Genomic DNA, 16276 nt, shown 5'->3' with positions numbered 1-16276 from the left:
TCCTAACATCCTTTTAAGTATATAGATTTGGTTTTAAGAATACAATTGTCTCCTTGTGGCAACTTTAGACCCTGTCTGGAAGCAGCTTGCGTGAAGTCCTCCCTCCTTTCAAGCTCTACGATAGCTGAAGCTGGTGGGACAAAAAAAGACATGCTAGACTTTACAAAAAGCACTTGACCCGATCACACGTTAATGAGGTGGATACATAATGAAGCTTCTGCTTCTCGGCGCAACAGGACGCGTCGGCAGCCATGTTTTGCAGCATGCATTGAAAGACGGCCATGAAGTGACCGTTTTGGTTCGCTCTGTAGACAAACTCCCTCACGATTTGCCCCAAACTGTGCGCGTACTTGCCGGAAACGTTTGCAACGAAAACGATGTCAAGCAGGCCATGTCGGGAGCCAGTGCAGTCATTAGCGCTCTCGGTACGGACGGAACCACAACTCTCACCGACAGCATGCCTTTCATCCTGGATGCCATGAAGCAGGAAGGCGTCAGCCGGATTGTCACGGTAGGTACGGCAGGAATTTTGCAAAGCCGGGTCTCCCCTGAACTGCTGCGCTACCAATCGAGTGAATCCCGGCAAAAACTGACCCGCGCCGCCGAAGAACACCACAAGGCATACTTGCTGCTTGCGCAATCCGGGCTGGACTGGACGATTGTTTGCCCGACTTACTTGCCAGATGGCAGCTATACAGGCAACTATCGGGTGGAAGCGCACCACCTGCCTGTAGACGGCATGCAAATTTCCGTTCCCGATACAGCCGAGTTTGCGTACAAGCAGCTTAATAGTTTGGGTTATTTGCGGATGCGGGTGGGGATTGCTTATTAGGTGTTGTTTTGGCTGGGAAGCTGCCATTTAGTGAACAAGGAGCATATCTGATACTGCAATGACGCACCACATATTCATTGAAACCTTTTCCTTTTTTTCCCGTTATAACGATTAGCCTATTCCTCAGACTTACGGTCTGGCTTTATCTGGAGGGAGCATGATGAAAAAGCTTTTGATGTATTGTGCTAACGCTGTCATTGCTGTTTGGTTCGTTGTTCTCTGGCTGTATAAGATGATGCTTTCCAGTGATATTCCCATGTCCATTTCTTCCGCTGAAATGCAGAATATGATTCTGACATTACTCATTTCCACAATCACAGTCCTGCTCTATGTTAAACTTTCGTCCAGCACTGAATTGTTTTATTTTCTTGTTTTCCCCGCTTTCCTATGGGGCTTTTCTATGGTCCAGTCTTTCATGAACAGTTACCATGAATACAATACGCTTATGGCTGTTTCTGGATTTTTTTGCATGTCATTGATTTTTGCAAGTTCATCATTAAACGCTAAACGTCTGTCAAAGTTACCGTGATGTTGTCTTAACGCAGAACGTCTACTCTCTGGCGAAAACTCATCATCAACAAAAAGCTCCCTGCCATCAACCAGCAGGGAGCCTTTGCTTTGTTTTTACACGATTTTACTTCTCGTTCACCAATTTCTCCAGCTCTATCAATGTTTCTTCGAAAATTTCCATGGCTTGCTCGATCGGCTTGGATGTAGACATATCTACCCCTGCCGCTTTCAGCACTTCGATCGGAGGTGCCGAGTTGCCTGCTTCCAGGAAGTTTTTGCGGATGCGGTCAACGGCTGGCTGTCCTTCGTCGATGATTTGCTTCGCCAGCGCCTGGGATGCCGCAAAGCTCGTAGAGTATTGGTATACGTAGTATTTATAGTTGTAGAAATGGGATACGCGCGCCCACTCCATGCCGATTTCCTCATCGGAAACCATGTCCTTGCCGTAGTATTTTTTGTTGATGTCGAGGTAGATTTTTTTGATCGCCTCGGCGTTGAGAGATTCTCCTGCCTGTTCCTTGTCGTGGATCGCTTTTTCAAACTCGGCGAACTGCGTTTGGCGGAACAAGGTCGAGCGGAAGTTCTCCAGATAGTGGTTCAGAAGATACATCTTCTCTTCTTTCGTCTTCGCCTGCGCGTACATGCTCTTGAACAGCAATGTCTCATTCATTGTCGAAGCCACTTCCGCCGTGAAAGTCGGATAGTTGGACGAGATGTACGACTGATTTTTGTTCGTGTAGTACGACTGCATCGCGTGACCCATTTCGTGAGCGATTGTGTATACGTCATCAAGCGTGCCCTGATGATTCAAAAGCACGTACGGATGCGTGTCATACGCTCCCCACTGGTAAGCGCCTGTGCGTTTGTCGTCGGTCGAGTAAACGTCGACCCAGCCACCGTTGAGTCCGTCAGACAGCACTTTCACGTACTCGTCGCCCATAGCCTTCAAACCGTCGGTGACGATTTTCTTCCCTTCCTCGAAGGAAATATATTTGTCGTCGGATGGAACGATCGGCACATAGATGTCGTACATGTGCAGCTCTTTCACTCCGAGCATTTTTTTCTTCAATGCAATGTAGCGATGCAACAGCGGCAAGTTGTCGTTAACGGTATCGATCAGCTCATCGTATACTTTGGTCGGAATGTTGTTCGGCGTCAGGCTTGCTTCCAGCGCAGAGTTGTACTTGCGTGCTTGCGCGTAGAAGTTGTCGCCTTTCACTTTTGCCGCCAAAGTCTGTGCAAAAGAATCCTGGAAGTCAATCAGGGCACTGTAGTACGCCTTGAACGCATCTCTTCTCACGCGTTGGTCCTTGCTCTCCATATACGAGATAAAGTTGGCCCGCGTAAGCTGGACTTCTTTGCCTTTTTCATCCTTGATTTTCGGGAACTTCACGTCTTTGGACAGCATGCTGTAAATGTTGGTCGGCGCATTGCCGAGCGGCGAAGACTTCGCCAGCAGCTCCTCCATCTCCTTGGACAACGAGTATGGCTTGGTGCGGAGCATGTCTTCAATGAACAGCTTGTACGGCGCAAGCGACTTGTCAGCGAGCAGGCTTTTGATTTTCTCATCCGGGATCGCAACGATTTCTGGCTGCACCCACGCGGTTTTTTCCGAGACAAGCGTGTACATTTTTTCAGCACGGTCTCCCAGCTTCTGCAAATCAGCATTTGCCGAGTTTACGTCGAGAGACATGTTGGCATACACATACGCCTTGTCATTGAGCCTCATCATCTCCACGTAATCATCAAAAGCCGCAAGCATGGCTGCCGAAGATGTTCCCAGCTTGCCTTGATGCTTGGTAAATGCATTCGCCAAAGCTTCCACCTTGGCTACGTCCTTTTCCCAATCCTGCACGGTTGGGTAAATATGATTCAATTTCCACTTGTACTCATCGGGAATGTCTGCGCGAGTCTGATAATTTGGTTTTTCAGCAGCAAAAGCGACTGCCGGTGTGCTGTACGGAATGAATGGTACCGACACAGTTGAAAGTGCAATGGCCAATGCAGTAACAGATGCAAATACTTGCTTTTTCAAATCCAAATCGCCCCTTTTCCTTCTCTATATAGCTTTTCCAATTTCTAGTTAGAGTAATTACGTTATTCCACCTTGAAACTCCTTCTTATTAATAAAAATATTTTAAATATTTATTAACAACAGTCAATTTATCCAGAGAAAATTCAGTTTTGTGGATAAGATTGTGGATAACTACCTATCCACAGCTACTCCGCTTTCAACTCGCCATTTTTTTCTACTTTTTTCGACAAAAAGTTGTCCACATTTTCTGTGGATACAGTGTGGATAACTTATTTTCGTCGGAACCAGGGCATTCGCCCATACCCATTTTCATGTTCCTACATAGCATGAGTATTGAAACTAGGGTAGGAGGTGTTAGCAAGTGGGTATCTTTAACGGCTTTGACGATTTCGCGCTGATCTTGGTTCTCTTCATTCTCCTCGTAATCGTAGGTTGTGACTGCAACTAAGCTTCCCGCTGCCATCCGGCCTATCTGAAGGTAAGCTTGCACAAGAGTGCATCTTACCTTCCCCATTCCACATAGATCATTAGCAGGCTATGCAGCCGATAAACAATGATCAGTCATAACCTTCGTACAATCACCGGGAGATACATCTGATCGTACAAAAGGAAAAAGGATGCGCCTCATCATAAGGCTGCATCCTTTTTTTCTGCTTATCCACAGTCCGTTTTCACTACTTCGCGCCACTCGTGAAACTGGACGATTGTGAGTTATTCACATTGCCCGCACGATCTTGCAGCAGCCCGCCAACGAGATGAACCTGATAGCTGGTGTACGGCTGCCATTTTCCTTTTGGCTTGACCGTCAGTGTCCGCTTGCTTTTGTTCCAGGTGACCGTATGCGGGACAGCCCTGCCTTGTTCATCTGTCACTCGCACCAATTTGCCCGCCGTTTTGCTGGATAGCGTCTCTCCGCTCACCAATGCCACCTCTTCGGCAAACTGAAGCGTCACCTTCTCACCGCTTTTCACCTGTTTGGCTCCATGCCCTGGCAAAATCACCGCCTGTGGCGCAATGTTATCCACGGGAGCCTTTGTCGCAAAAGCAACGGAAAGCTCAGGGTTCAGCTCTCCTCGCGCATCCTTTAGCTTCTTCGCCAAAAGGGTGACGCGATACGTCTTCCCCGCTTCCAGATTGCCCACAGGATCGATCACGAGGCTTTTCGCTGAATCGTTCCACTTGACTGCGAAAGCCACCTTCTTTTTCTTCTCATCCACCAGTTGGACGAGCGACAACCACGACTTGTCAGTGATGTCCCGAGAATTTTTCAACTGGATCGCCCCGGAAAAAGTCATCGTGATCACATCATCCACAGCGACTCCGACCGCTTTGTCCTCGGGCAAAATGTTCACTTTCCAGCTGCTCGGCTCCTTCGCCGCGGCTGAATGTGAAAACACCAGCAAAATCCCCAGCATCACTACCCATTGCATCCAAAACCGTCTGACATCCATCGCAAAAATCCCTCCCGTTTGAACGGTGCAGCTGCTTTTGGCCGTCATCACCGTTTACGGGCATTGTAGAAAAAGACAGACAGGTCCTTCAAAAGTTTTTCGCTATCGCCAATGCTATTGCTCCTGCGCTTCTTCCTCTGCGCGAACCAGTATTTTTTTCAGTTTGCGCTCGAACTCCAGCCGCCCAATCATTACGCTATGGTCGCATCCCGTGCATTTGATTCGTACGTCCATCCCCATGCGTATGACCTTCCACGCATTTGTGCCGCATGGATGCGGCTTTTTCATTTGTACAACGTCCCCCAGTCCAAATTGCTTCCTTTCCATCTCTCTTCTCCTCTCTGCTCTATGCTTGCCCCTGTGCCTTACCCGACATCGCAACGATTTTTGGATACGGAATCTGGATGCCGCGCTTGGTAAACTCGGTGCGGATCATGGCGCGCAGATTGCGGTTGACGCCGTGGTGGGTATTCGGCTTGCACTCGGCTGTCACGCGCATAACGACCTCAGACGGCCCCAATGCATGCACTCCGAGAATTTGCGGTTCTGCCACGATATCGTCCAGCTCGGTTTGCGCTTTTGCCAGCACTTCCTTCAAAACTTCTTCCACCTGACCCAGATTCTCCTCATACGCTACCGAAACATCCACGACAGCCAACGTATTTTGCAGCGAAAAGTTGGTTACTTGCGTGATCGTGCCGTTCGGAAAAATATGAACCTCTCCAGTCCAGCTGCGCACACGGGTAATTCGCAAGCCGATTTCCTGTACAGTACCTGTCATGTTATTGATCGTTACGACATCGCCAACCGCGAACTGGTCTTCAAAAATAATGAAGAACCCGGTGATGATATCACGGACAAGACTTTGTGCCCCGAAACCGACTGCCAGCCCCAACACCCCTGCGCTCACCAAAACAGGCTTCAAATCGATGCCGACCAGCTGCAAAATCATCAAAATCGCCAGGAAGTACAGCGTGTACTGGACGATGTTGTTGACGAGCACGCGCATCGTATCGACGCGGCGCTGATCCAGGTGTATCTTGGCTCCCTGACGATGCTGGAAAACGCGATTGACTGCTGTTTGCACCAGCGACACCACAATTCGCGATGCGATGATGATTCCAACGATTTTCAGCAGCGTCATCCCTATACCTACCCACATGTTTGCATCTGCTACGTAGTTGTAAATTTCACCGTATATTTTTTCAAAAAAGCTTTCTGTATTCATTCTGCCCTCTCCTTCTGGTTGCCGTTTTCGTCGACTTCCTGGTACTTGCCCAGGAACTGGCGAAAGTATCCCCGGATGACTACTTGCTGCTCTTCCATGACCGTTTTGGCACGAGAGTAATCAGGCAGAGGAAATTCAATGGAAAGGGCACAGCCGGCTGTTATCTCTTTTGGCGTCGGTCTTGTGTCAATATCAATATCTTCGTACTCCAGCAGCATCTCTGCACGTAAAGCTTGCTGCGTGGAATCAAACGCAATCAGTACAGTCTCTCCTTCCATCCATCTCCCTCCCGGATTTTTGCTTTCTTATTGGCAAAGCTTTTCCTTCGTGCACTTCTTATTTTACCTGTTCAAAATCCCGCTTGCCAGCTTCCCTGACTTTTCAAAACCTACACAACCTTCTCATTAGCAGGTATAAAAATGACGGATCGGTACTATACTGTGAATACTCTTCTATAACTTTTAAGCCAAGACCGCAAGAGTGGGGGTAGCCATGAGTACATTTGAAAATCTCAAAAACTGTTCTTTGCCACCTTTTAAAGTGGAATACCGCAGTGAAAACGCAGAGGATCATCTGGCTAGACACCTTGCGCAGCGCTTTCGCTTAAAACCGTATGAAGAAGACATTGTGATTGTATGTATTGGAACAGATCGGTCCACGGGTGACGCACTCGGTCCTCTTGTCGGAACCAAACTACAAGCGGCCGCACCAAGCCATTTGCAAATTTACGGCACGCTGGACGATCCGGTGCATGCGATGAATCTCAAAGAAAAGCTCGATTCCATCCAAGAAACTCACCCCAGATCTACCCTGATTGCCGTCGATGCCTGTCTCGGCCAATTCAGCCACGTAGGCAACATCAACGTCATCAGCGGGCCTCTAAAGCCTGGCGCTGGGGTTAAAAAGGAGCTGCCGCCTGTCGGTACGTTCCATATCACGGGAATCGTCAATGTCGGCGGCTTCATGGAGTATTTCGTTCTCCAAAACACCCGTCTTGCCGTCGTCATGAACATGGCAGAGATTATTGCTTCTGGTTTGGCCAAAGCCACTTCAATGGCTGCTTCGCCGAACCGTTTGGATAGTGTTTTGCACGACTGACCATCTTCCCTCGACCTTTTCAACATCTATACGTATTGCTTTGGCCTGTCTTACTCCCATGTGGATGACAGGTCCCTTTTTTATACAAAAATCGCTTGCTGATCCGGCAGCATTTTCATCTCGATCGGCGTTTCACCAACCAACTCTCCATCTGCATGAACCAAATACGGTCTAACGGTCTCAATCGTGATCTGGCGCCCTCGATAAAATGAAACTTTCGGATGATGAATATGAGAGCCAAAATAAATTTTCGCAAAGGCGCGCAACAGTTCCCCACAGCTCGCATTGCTGACGACGCAAATATCGGCCCAACCATCGTTTGCTACAGCCATGGGACAAATTTTCATTCCCCCGCCGTAATTCGGAATATTGGCAGCTGTTACGAGCCATGCTGCCTCCATCTTGATGACTTGTCCATCCACTTGCATGACGAGATTGCTGCGCTGGAATTTGCGCAGTTCACGCAACACGGAAATCACATACGCCAAACCGCCCAATCGCCACCGATTCAACCATGCCTTGTATTTTGCCTGATCAGTCGCTCTTGCTACCTGCGCATCAAATCCGGCACCAATCGAATTTGCCGCAACACGCCCGTTCATCCACATCAAATCAATTCGTTTTTCCGCTGTCTCTGACAAAACCCGCTCTACTGCCACGACAGGATTTGTGGCAATCCCGTGCGCTCTGGCAAAATCATTTCCTGATCCCGCCGGCACCAAGCCAAACTTGCATGACTGGCCCGATTGATAGATTCCGTTCAATACACCGTGAACGGTTCCATCTCCCCCTACGGCAATGATTTTATTTACTCCCTCTTTTTCAATCATCTCTTTTGCCAGTTTTTCAGCTGACCCGTCACCAGATGTCTCCCTGACGACAAAAACAGCTCCCAGACCACTTACAGCAGGCTCTATCCTCTCCCAGATTCTCTTCCCTTTGCCATTACCCGCCACAGGATTGACGATAAAACCTACCATTGACTTTCTCTCCCCATAACGCGCTTTCTGTTCTACTCGTCATTATCGCACGACATTTTCTTTTGATGATAGCGGTTTTTTATGTCATGCCGGCTCTTGCAAGCTTCTTAACATTTTTGGCAGTGCGCTTGCCAGTATTTCATCGACTCTTTTATTATCGGCATTTGTTCCTTTGCTTTTTGTTGCCCGTACCAGCAGGTCCGCGCCCACCCCACTGTTTGACTGCCTCAGTCCCATATGCAAAGCTGATTTTGCCTACAAAAAAAAGACTCTCCCGTTCAGGAAGAATCTTTTTCCACTCTCTTATAAAAACTTGGACAACCATTCGCTAAAAGGAACCCCGAGAGCCGCAATCAACAACGCTGGCAGCATATTCGCCACATTGATCTTTTTAATCTCCAAAATGTTAATCCCGATAGCGATAATCATCAAGCCGCCTACTGCCGTTACTTCTGCCAACATCGCATCGAGCATCGTCTGGCTCACAAAGTTGTAGATTTGCGTTGAGAGCAAGGTAAGCAAACCTTGGTACACAAATACAGGCACAGCCGAAAACATGACGCCAATTCCTAGTGTCGAAGTGAAAATGATGGCGGAAAAACCGTCCAAAAGTGCTTTGGTGAACAAAATATCATGGTTGTTCCGCAATCCGCTGTCCATGGCTCCGAGCACAGCCATCGCACCGATGCAATAGACCAAAGTCGCTGTCACAAAGCCTGTGGCAATACTTCCCTGACCTCCGCCAACCTTTCGTTCCAGCCAATGCCCCAGATGATTCAAGCCTTTTTCAATCCCAATCAATTCTCCTACGATTGCCCCCAACACAATACTGACGATCACCAACAAAAAATTCCCTGATCCAAGACTCATCTTGACTCCCAAAATCATGACAGCAAGACCGATGCCCTGCATGACGGTATGTCGTATCGAATCAGGAATTTTCGTCAGAAGCCTGCCCAACAAGGCTCCTACGATGATGGCGCCAGCGTTTACCAGGGTGCCTAACAAGATCACGATTGTGTCCCCCTATAGCTGCATTACGAAAACGCGGATGCTATCTCTCTCACGGCGTTCATAAGCGCTTCTACGTCTTTCTCTGTGTTGAAAATCCCAAAACTGGCACGCACAGCTCCACGCTGCTCGGTCCCTGCTGTTTGATGCCCAAGCGGTGTGCAATGATACCCTGATCTCGTAGCGATTCCATACTGCTGATCGAGAATAAACGAGACTTCAGAAGCATCCACTTCCCCGATATTGAAGGCGATGACGGCAACCCGTTCTGTCTCAATCCCTGGACCATACACCTGAACGCCGGGAATTTGCTGTAAACCAATGATCGTTTGCTTCGCCAGCTCCCACTCGTGCTCACGGATGCGATCCACCCCTCGTTCGAGAATGAAATCGACGCCAGCCTGCAAGCCAGCCAAACCAGCCGTGTTCAGCGTACCGCTCTCATATCGGTCAGGGCGTGTAGTCGGTTGATCAATCGCCTCCGACTGACTTCCTGTTCCCCCATGAATCAAAGGCTCCAGATCGATGTCGCCATGCACGTATAAACCGCCCGTGCCTTGTGGCCCATACAGCCCTTTATGCCCAGGAAACGCCAGCATATCGATCTTCATTTCCTCTACGTGAATCGGCAGTACCCCGGCTGTTTGGGAAGCGTCTACCAAAAAGGCGATACCTCTTTCTTTTGCCAGTTGCCCCAATTCAGCGATCGGCAAAATCACACCTGTGAGATTGGAAGCGTGGCTGACTACCAGCAAGCGCGTATTCGGCTGAATCGCCTTGACAAAGTCCTCTACATGAAAAAGGAAATCCGCTCTCGGCTCGACAAAAGTCGCTTCTACTTGATGCTCACGGCGCATATATTCAATCGGACGTCTGACAGAGTTATGCTCCACGGAAGAAGCAATCACATGATCGCCAGCTTTCAGATAGCCTTTGATCGCCTGATTGAGTGCTTGTGTCGCATTTAGATAAAAAAAGAGGTTATTCGGGTTTTGAATCCCAAACAACCGCGATAACTGCACGCGTGTCCGAAACACGGTCTTGCTCGCTTTCATCGCCAAGGTATGTCCACCTCGACCAGGGTTAGCGGCAAAATCTTCGATGGCCTCAGCCATTCGCTCCTTCACGCCTGGTGGCTTTGGCCAAGTTGACGCTGCGTTATCCAAATAGATGATCGCCATGACTACCTCCCGGACTTACTTCTCATCATTCAATATCTCAATGATTCGCTGCAAATCTTCCTGCGAATAAAAGTCAATTTCGATCTTGCCGCGTTTTGCGCCCTTTTTAATTTTGACGGCGGTTCCAAAGCGACTGCGCAACCGTTCTTCCATCTCTATCAAAATCGGCTCATTTTTTGCCGGCTTTTTTTTCTTTGTTTCACGTGAAACATTCAACTGCTTGACCAGTTCTTCCAATTGGCGGACGTTCAGACCTTTTTCCACGACATCCTTTGCCAACTGCATTTGCATGTTTTCATCCGATACACTCAACAGTGCACGGGCGTGCCCCATAGTCAGCTCTGTAGCTGCGACCAGCTTGCGAATGCTTTCGGGAAGCTGCAACAACCTCAGCATATTCGCTACGTGCGGTCTGCTTTTTCCGATCCGTTGTGCAAGCTGCTCCTGCGTGTACTCATGGTGTGCGATCAGCTTTTCGTACGCTTCGGCTTCTTCCAAAGGGTTCAGGTTTTCCCTTTGCAGGTTTTCAATCAGGGCGATTTCCATCAACTGCTGATCCGTATAAGCTTTGACCACTACAGGGACTTGTTTCAATCCCGCCAGCTTTGCGGCGCGCAAACGTCTTTCTCCCGCTACCAGCTCAAATCCCTTGATGCTCTTCCGAACAATCAATGGTTGGATAATGCCATGCTCCCGAATGGAGTGTGCCAATTCATCAATAGCCGATTGTTCAAATTCTTTACGGGGCTGATACGGGTTGGGACGAATCTCACTGACGGAGACTTCTTTCACTTGCTCCCCTTCTTCAATGAGATTGGAGGTAATAAGCGCATTCAGCCCTTTTCCCAAACCTCTACTCATACCCCAACCACTTCCTTCGCCAAGTCAGAATAAACTTCTGCACCACGCGAACGTGGATCGTACGTGATAATGGCTTGTCCATGTGATGGCGCTTCGCTCAAGCGAACATTGCGTGGAATAATCGTTTTGTATACTTTTTCCTGGAAATACTTTTTCACTTCTTCAATGACTTGCAGCCCCAAGTTGGTGCGTGCATCCAGCATCGTCAGCACGACCCCTTCGATCGACAACTGCGAATTGAGATGTTTTTGGACCAGTCGGATCGTATTCAACAACTGACTCAAACCTTCCAATGCATAGTATTCGCATTGAATCGGAATCAAAACGGAATCAGCAGCAGTCAACGAATTGACTGTCAAAATCCCCAAAGAAGGCGGGCAATCGATAATGACGAAATCGTATTTGTCCTTCACTACTTCCAGCGCTTTTTTCAAACGCACTTCTCTGGAAATGGTCGGAACCAATTCGATTTCCGCTCCCGCCAATTGAATCGTAGCCGGAATGATCATCAATCCTTCGATCTCGGTAGGCAAAGTCGCATCTACGGGGCTGATGTCATTAATGAGAACATCATAAATACAATAGCGCACATCGGCTTTGTTTACCCCGATACCACTGGTTGCGTTCCCTTGTGGATCAATATCCACCAGCAGCACCTTTTTCCCCAATGCGGCCAGACAAGCACTTAGATTGACGGACGTAGTCGTTTTTCCGACGCCGCCTTTCTGGTTCGCAACCGCAATGATTTTACCCAACTTCTCCACCTCATTCTCTTCGTGTAGGAATGCCGCTGATTATGCCATAAAACAATCGACAGCCTTCCGGAACGCCCATATCAATATCTATTTACGCTCATTGACTCATAAATGGATCATTTTCATTGCCTGGCCAGCTGCTTGTACAGCCTGAACGTTCAGTTCAGGGCGATGCTTGCCATTCGTGCAACAATCCCGCCGTCTGACACATAACGTACTCTGCAAACATCAGCCTGCTCCATCATGAAAAGTGATCCTCGTTACCTATAATTACGCACTCTTTCTGCCATCCGCTACATGGTGCCCAAAAACTCGTTCATCCTCTGGGCTATGGATACGAACAAACCGCAAGACGCCCTTCCATTTTACAGAAGTGAACAGCCATTAATCGCATGATCTGGCTCGGTAATACCCATGTTACCAGATTTAATGCTTGCCCGTACGCTGTTTTTTTGATATTGAGACAATTTGTCTTTAATTTTGCCCGAACAGTTCCAATTGACCCCTTTTTGCTGGAAAAGATGCGCCTGATTCTGACAAACGTTTACAGACAAATCGATTTTGAACAGAAAAAACTCCCTGCCCGCCTACCTGCTTTTCTCCTTTTGTCCTACCATCATGTTTTGCTACTTTCAACATTTGCCCAAAAAGAAAGGCGACCTTGTCGCCATCCCCTTGCTGCTTTTGCTATCTATGTTCTATAAAGACAGCGAAGACCCCCTCGCTGTCATCTGCTCCAATCTAAGCGGCATTCCTACTTGTTGTTTTTCGGAATCCGAATCGTAAATTGATAAAATTCATCATGGTCTTCTTCATTTGTCTCTACGGGCAGACCCGTCTGCATGACCATATCAATCGATTGCCGCACCGTATTGATGGCGATACGAGCGTCTCGGGAAAATGCCTTCCAACGCGGCTTCGACTCTTTTTCCGCTTTTGGATTTTCTGCTGCTTCCAGAAGCTGTTTGACTCGCACTTCTGTTTGCTTGACATTCCACTCTCGCTCGACGATCTCGGCCAGCACTTTATTTTGCAACTCCGCATCCTTCAACGGGATCAAGGCTCTCGCGTGTCTCTCGGTTACTTGTCGCATCAACAGCGCATCTTGAATCTCTTGCGGCAAATGCAGCAATCTCAGCTTGTTGGCAATGGTGGATTGTCCTTTTCCCAAGCGTTGAGCCAGGCTTTCCTGTGTCAGGTCGTGCAAATCAATCAGCTTTTGGTAGGCAACCGCCTCTTCAATTGCTGTTAATCCCTCTCGCTGCAGATTTTCAATCAAAGCAATGGAAGCTGTTTGCGCATCATTGAAATCTTTGATAATCGCAGGGATTCTTTCCATGCCCAGCTTTTTTGTTGCCCGTAAACGTCGTTCTCCGGCAATCAACTCATACTGACCATCTCTCAACCGTACAACAATCGGTTGAATAAGCCCGTGAGTGCGTATCGTTTGACACAGCTCATCGATTTTCTCGTCATCAAATACTGTTCGAGGCTGGTATGGATTCGGTACAATCTCCTCGACTGGTAATTGCCTGATCTCTTCATTCTCTGTCTTGTCCGTTAATCCAAAAATCCGAGAAAATGAATCCCTTACTGCCATAGAAAAATCCCCCACTTCTACCCGTTCCATCCGTACTATTGGTAATCCTTACGCTGCTGCTTGTGATTGCTTCTGGAAAAATCAACATCGCCAAGCTGTTCACAAAAAATCTTGCTGCTACAATGGCACGAGCTTCTTCATCAGTCATTCCAACCTCATTACCACGCATACTCGACCAGATGAGTCTTTTGAAACAATCGCCAGCAAAAAGCAAGCTCCTGGCAGCGTTTGCTGACAACACCCCAATCGTTTCGCGACATCATCTTTTCCATTCCCTTTTGCTTGGCGAAGGCGCAGACAATCCTCCACGTGAAAAAAAGGCCCTGTCTATGCATGATGCATACGACAGAATCTTTTCATGAAGCTATTTGTCTGTCTCTCTTATACATCGGCTGGAAGGGACTATTCACCGTATACCCAATTTCCTTGTGCCTACAGTTTGTCATCCCCGCTTCCATGACAAAATCCATCGGCGTGTACGCTTTCAAGGTTTTGCCAGAAGAGTACATGCTTACTGTGAATGACAACCATTCAGTCATGCACGGACCTGATCGAGTCTTTTCGAAAATGTTTGTGGAGATAGATGTTCTGTTCACACTGTGAAAGGAGGCTAGTTCTTCAGAGCTAGTTTCCGTCCTCCTCGCATTTCAAACCGTCAGCCACTTCCCCTCAGAAATGTCTCTTTCCCTCATTTCCTCCGTTCCCTTTAGAGGATAGCGCATAATTCTCGCTTACAAGGTTCTCAGGCCCTACAGACTGTCCTTCCTAAAAGACGCTTCTTGCCTATCCGATCGTTTTGAAAAATCCCCTTTGACCTATCGTCATTTTCTAGGCAAATGACTTCGGTTTTCTTTTATATAAGTAATTCTGCAAGCTTTGCCCAATTCCTGCTTGGGAAAAACGTTTCACGTGAAACATCAATCGTGATCATGGTCATAGAAATTGGCTCTGCCGCTGTGTTTGCCCCGCTCCTCTCCTCCTATGCTCTCATCGGTAGGATGTGAAATCTTGGTGACAGCAAAAAGCTTCGGAAACAGTCGATGAAAGTCCAAAGTCAGGTAGGCAAAGAAAGCAGCGACAATCGCCGTAATATACATTCCGGCACTAAACATCAATCCGATGGCAGACGCAACCCACATCCCTGCTGCCGTAGTCAAGCCTTTAACGGAACCGTTAAATTTGAGGATGGCTCCCGCTCCCAAAAAGCCCATGCCAGTCACCACCTGAGCAGCTACCCTGCCCGGGTCGTTGTTTACCCCGCTGGACTGAAAGCCGTAAATCGAAGCTAGTCCAAACAGACATGAGCCGAAGCAAACCAGGCTGTACGTGCGAAAACCTGCTCCTCGTTGTCTGCTCACATCCTTGATAAAACGCTCGCGTTCCCACCCCATGATGGCTCCAGCCAAAAAAGCGAGAAACAGCCTCAGCAATATGGTCGGAAGCTCTGATGGAAAAAGAGACACCCACACTTCTTCCATGTCTATCATCCTCTCAGAACGGTTGTCGTTCCCTGCAACGTTACTGGTATGTATATGCCCTCTGAAAGAGTTCCATGCTTGAAAAAGTAGATTCCTTTGCCCGATCACCATCGATCAATGACCGATACACAATCACAAACACCTTTCCCCTGCACACATCACAAGACCACCAAAAGATCTCTTTCCCTTTTGTCATGAGAAAAGCCCCGTTCGAGAAAAAAGACGGAAATACCCGTCACGTCATCAGCCCCAAAGCACTCACTCTCCTTGGCACAAGCTTTTTCCATGAAACGAAACCAGAAACCACACCGCCCATGACTGTTTTGGGCAATCAGCACTCAAGCGCATCTCTTTTTTGCAGCCAGACGCCAAGACTTTTGCCTACAAAACGGTCATGACCTGACCGTTTTGTTGACCGCGAGCGGTCCCATCCCATTTCATGAAAAACGTCGAGATTTTTTTCACAGAAAAAAAGACCGCAGCGTCCAACTGCGATCTTTCCATCGTTCCTTGAGCCTATACAGTCACTATACCAGCGGTTTTTTCGCAGGAACGCCTGCTTTGCGCGGATAGCTCTTGGGTGTAGCTTCTACCTTTTCGATAATCACGATGTTGCGCTCTCCTGCTTCCTCCAGCAGTTGGAACGTCTCGACCTTTCGCGTTTTGCCGCCCAGCGTCTTGATCGCCTTTTTCGCTTCGTTCAGCTCTGGCGTAATATCTGCCCCTTTGAGAGCGATAAAATGACCTTTTGGCTGAGCAAATGGCAAACAAAATTCAGAGAGCAAATTCAGGCGGGCTACAGCCCGTGCTACGACCAGATCAAACTTTTCCCGATAGTTGGCTTCCTGCCCGCGATCCTCTGCCCGTCCATGCACCGGATGAACATCTTCCAGCCCCAGTTCACTCGCTACATGCTGCAAGAAGCCCATGCGCTTGTTCAACGAATCAATAATCGTCATTTTCACATGCGGGAAGCAAATTTTCAGCGGGATGCTGGGGAACCCGGCTCCTCCTCCGATATCTACTACCGATTTTACCTGGTCAAAAGGAAAGTAGAAGGCAGGAGTGATCGAGTCGTAAAAATGTTTGACGTACACTTGTCCTTCTTCCGTAATGCCCGTCAAATTCATTTTTTCGTTCCATTCCACGAGCAAACGGAAAAAGTGGTCGAATTGCTCTTTTTGACGCTCTGTTAAGGAAATGCCTTGTGCGGCAAGCGCCTCGGCAAACTGTTCTTTAGTCATTTTGGCTAATCT

At 48.2% G+C, this 16276-nt stretch carries 18 protein-coding genes; 4 read left to right on the top strand and 14 right to left on the bottom strand.

Going from position 1 to position 16276, the window contains the following annotated elements; all coding sequences use genetic code 11:
- Nucleotides 1–208: 208 nt before the first annotated feature.
- On the top strand, nt 209–832 hold the full coding sequence (locus IRJ17_RS04605) for an NAD(P)-dependent oxidoreductase (RefSeq protein ID WP_242773400.1): 624 nt from the start codon (nt 209–211) through the stop codon (nt 830–832).
- A 160-nt stretch (nt 833–992) separates the two neighbouring features.
- Nucleotides 993–1361, top strand: a complete 369-nt coding sequence (locus IRJ17_RS04600; RefSeq protein ID WP_229049782.1) for a hypothetical protein — start codon at nt 993–995, stop codon at nt 1359–1361.
- Nucleotides 1362–1466: 105 nt separating this feature from the next.
- On the opposite strand, the gene pepF is transcribed toward IRJ17_RS04600, so the two are convergent.
- Nucleotides 1467–3377 (bottom strand): oligoendopeptidase F, encoded by a 1911-nt coding sequence (pepF, locus tag IRJ17_RS04595; RefSeq protein ID WP_122962397.1) that lies wholly within the window; start codon nt 3375–3377, stop codon nt 1467–1469.
- 361 nt (nt 3378–3738) lie between these two features.
- Here pepF and IRJ17_RS04590 point away from each other — a divergent pair, with 361 nt between their 5' ends.
- Nucleotides 3739–3825 (top strand): YjcZ family sporulation protein, encoded by an 87-nt coding sequence (locus IRJ17_RS04590; RefSeq protein ID WP_016739383.1) that lies wholly within the window; start codon nt 3739–3741, stop codon nt 3823–3825.
- A gap of 226 nt (nt 3826–4051) precedes the next feature.
- On the opposite strand, the gene IRJ17_RS04585 is transcribed toward IRJ17_RS04590, so the two are convergent.
- The 4 genes from IRJ17_RS04585 to IRJ17_RS04570 form a co-directional block, all read right to left on the bottom strand.
- A complete protein-coding gene (locus IRJ17_RS04585) occupies nt 4052–4828 on the bottom strand; it encodes an Ig-like domain-containing domain (RefSeq protein ID WP_242773391.1) in 777 nt (258 codons plus the stop codon).
- A gap of 114 nt (nt 4829–4942) precedes the next feature.
- On the bottom strand, nt 4943–5155 hold the full coding sequence (locus IRJ17_RS04580) for a DUF951 domain-containing protein (protein WP_063231675.1): 213 nt from the start codon (nt 5153–5155) through the stop codon (nt 4943–4945).
- A gap of 19 nt (nt 5156–5174) precedes the next feature.
- Nucleotides 5175–6056, bottom strand: a complete 882-nt coding sequence (locus IRJ17_RS04575) for a mechanosensitive ion channel family protein (RefSeq protein WP_173597198.1) — start codon at nt 6054–6056, stop codon at nt 5175–5177.
- Nucleotides 6053–6334 (bottom strand): putative Se/S carrier protein, encoded by a 282-nt coding sequence (locus tag IRJ17_RS04570; protein WP_122962241.1) that lies wholly within the window; start codon nt 6332–6334, stop codon nt 6053–6055. The genes IRJ17_RS04575 and IRJ17_RS04570 overlap by 4 nt, the downstream gene beginning before the upstream one ends.
- 214 nt (nt 6335–6548) lie before the next feature.
- On the opposite strand from IRJ17_RS04570, the gene yyaC reads away from it, so the two are divergent.
- Nucleotides 6549–7154: a spore protease YyaC gene (gene yyaC, locus IRJ17_RS04565; RefSeq protein ID WP_122962240.1), complete on the top strand. Its 606-nt coding sequence runs from the start codon at nt 6549–6551 to the stop codon at nt 7152–7154.
- 80 nt (nt 7155–7234) lie between these two features.
- On the opposite strand, the gene IRJ17_RS04560 is transcribed toward yyaC, so the two are convergent.
- The 9 genes from IRJ17_RS04560 to rsmG all read right to left on the bottom strand — a co-directional run bounded on the left by IRJ17_RS04560 (nt 7235) and on the right by rsmG (nt 16264).
- Nucleotides 7235–8134 (bottom strand): diacylglycerol/lipid kinase family protein, encoded by a 900-nt coding sequence (locus IRJ17_RS04560; RefSeq protein WP_122962239.1) that lies wholly within the window; start codon nt 8132–8134, stop codon nt 7235–7237.
- 303 nt (nt 8135–8437) lie between these two features.
- Complete coding sequence (locus tag IRJ17_RS04555; protein WP_122962238.1) at nt 8438–9148, bottom strand: DUF554 domain-containing protein; 711 nt, start codon at nt 9146–9148, stop codon at nt 8438–8440.
- A gap of 23 nt (nt 9149–9171) precedes the next feature.
- Nucleotides 9172–10326, bottom strand: coding sequence for an aminotransferase class V-fold PLP-dependent enzyme (locus tag IRJ17_RS04550; protein WP_122962237.1), 1155 nt, complete (start codon nt 10324–10326; stop codon nt 9172–9174).
- A 15-nt stretch (nt 10327–10341) separates the two neighbouring features.
- On the bottom strand, nt 10342–11187 hold the full coding sequence (locus tag IRJ17_RS04545; RefSeq protein WP_122962236.1) for a ParB/RepB/Spo0J family partition protein: 846 nt from the start codon (nt 11185–11187) through the stop codon (nt 10342–10344).
- Nucleotides 11184–11942, bottom strand: a complete 759-nt coding sequence (locus IRJ17_RS04540) for a ParA family protein (protein WP_063231686.1) — start codon at nt 11940–11942, stop codon at nt 11184–11186. Before IRJ17_RS04540 ends, IRJ17_RS04545 begins: the two co-directional genes overlap by 4 nt.
- A 754-nt stretch (nt 11943–12696) precedes the next feature.
- A complete protein-coding gene (noc, locus tag IRJ17_RS04535; RefSeq protein WP_122962235.1) occupies nt 12697–13542 on the bottom strand; it encodes a nucleoid occlusion protein in 846 nt (281 codons plus the stop codon).
- On the bottom strand, nt 13484–13690 hold the full coding sequence (locus IRJ17_RS04530; protein WP_242775353.1) for a hypothetical protein: 207 nt from the start codon (nt 13688–13690) through the stop codon (nt 13484–13486). Before IRJ17_RS04530 ends, noc begins: the two co-directional genes overlap by 59 nt.
- A 769-nt stretch (nt 13691–14459) precedes the next feature.
- The gene (locus IRJ17_RS04525; RefSeq protein ID WP_173597197.1) at nt 14460–15020 is read right to left on the bottom strand and encodes an MgtC/SapB family protein; all 561 of its coding nucleotides are present in this window, start codon (nt 15018–15020) and stop codon (nt 14460–14462) included.
- A 527-nt stretch (nt 15021–15547) separates the two neighbouring features.
- The gene (gene rsmG, locus IRJ17_RS04520; protein ID WP_122962233.1) at nt 15548–16264 is read right to left on the bottom strand and encodes a 16S rRNA (guanine(527)-N(7))-methyltransferase RsmG; all 717 of its coding nucleotides are present in this window, start codon (nt 16262–16264) and stop codon (nt 15548–15550) included.
- Nucleotides 16265–16276 lie beyond the last annotated feature (12 nt).

This window comes from Brevibacillus parabrevis (assembly GCF_022701015.1).
Classification (GTDB): domain Bacteria; phylum Bacillota; class Bacilli; order Brevibacillales; family Brevibacillaceae; genus Brevibacillus; species Brevibacillus parabrevis.
Note: the sequence above shows the minus strand (reverse complement) of the source record. Positions and strands in the feature narration are given on the sequence as shown.

Excerpts from the sequence above, each read along its gene's own strand:
- IRJ17_RS04605 (WP_242773400.1), top strand. The coding sequence starts at position 209 with ATGAAGCTTCTGCTTCTCGGCGCAACAGGACGCGTCGGCAGCCATGTT.
- IRJ17_RS04600 (WP_229049782.1), top strand. The coding sequence starts at position 993 with ATGAAAAAGCTTTTGATGTATTGTGCTAACGCTGTCATTGCTGTTTGG.
- IRJ17_RS04585 (WP_242773391.1), bottom strand. The coding sequence starts at position 4,828 with ATGGATGTCAGACGGTTTTGGATGCAATGGGTAGTGATGCTGGGGATT.
- IRJ17_RS04580 (WP_063231675.1), bottom strand. The coding sequence starts at position 5,155 with ATGGAAAGGAAGCAATTTGGACTGGGGGACGTTGTACAAATGAAAAAG.
- IRJ17_RS04575 (WP_173597198.1), bottom strand. The coding sequence starts at position 6,056 with ATGAATACAGAAAGCTTTTTTGAAAAAATATACGGTGAAATTTACAAC.
- IRJ17_RS04570 (WP_122962241.1), bottom strand. The coding sequence starts at position 6,334 with ATGGAAGGAGAGACTGTACTGATTGCGTTTGATTCCACGCAGCAAGCT.
- yyaC (WP_122962240.1), top strand. The coding sequence starts at position 6,549 with ATGAGTACATTTGAAAATCTCAAAAACTGTTCTTTGCCACCTTTTAAA.
- IRJ17_RS04560 (WP_122962239.1), bottom strand. The coding sequence starts at position 8,134 with ATGGTAGGTTTTATCGTCAATCCTGTGGCGGGTAATGGCAAAGGGAAG.
- IRJ17_RS04550 (WP_122962237.1), bottom strand. The coding sequence starts at position 10,326 with ATGGCGATCATCTATTTGGATAACGCAGCGTCAACTTGGCCAAAGCCA.
- IRJ17_RS04545 (WP_122962236.1), bottom strand. The coding sequence starts at position 11,187 with ATGAGTAGAGGTTTGGGAAAAGGGCTGAATGCGCTTATTACCTCCAAT.
- noc (WP_122962235.1), bottom strand. The coding sequence starts at position 13,542 with ATGGCAGTAAGGGATTCATTTTCTCGGATTTTTGGATTAACGGACAAG.
- IRJ17_RS04530 (WP_242775353.1), bottom strand. The coding sequence starts at position 13,690 with ATGACTGATGAAGAAGCTCGTGCCATTGTAGCAGCAAGATTTTTTGTG.
- IRJ17_RS04525 (WP_173597197.1), bottom strand. The coding sequence starts at position 15,020 with ATGGAAGAAGTGTGGGTGTCTCTTTTTCCATCAGAGCTTCCGACCATA.
- rsmG (WP_122962233.1), bottom strand. The coding sequence starts at position 16,264 with ATGACTAAAGAACAGTTTGCCGAGGCGCTTGCCGCACAAGGCATTTCC.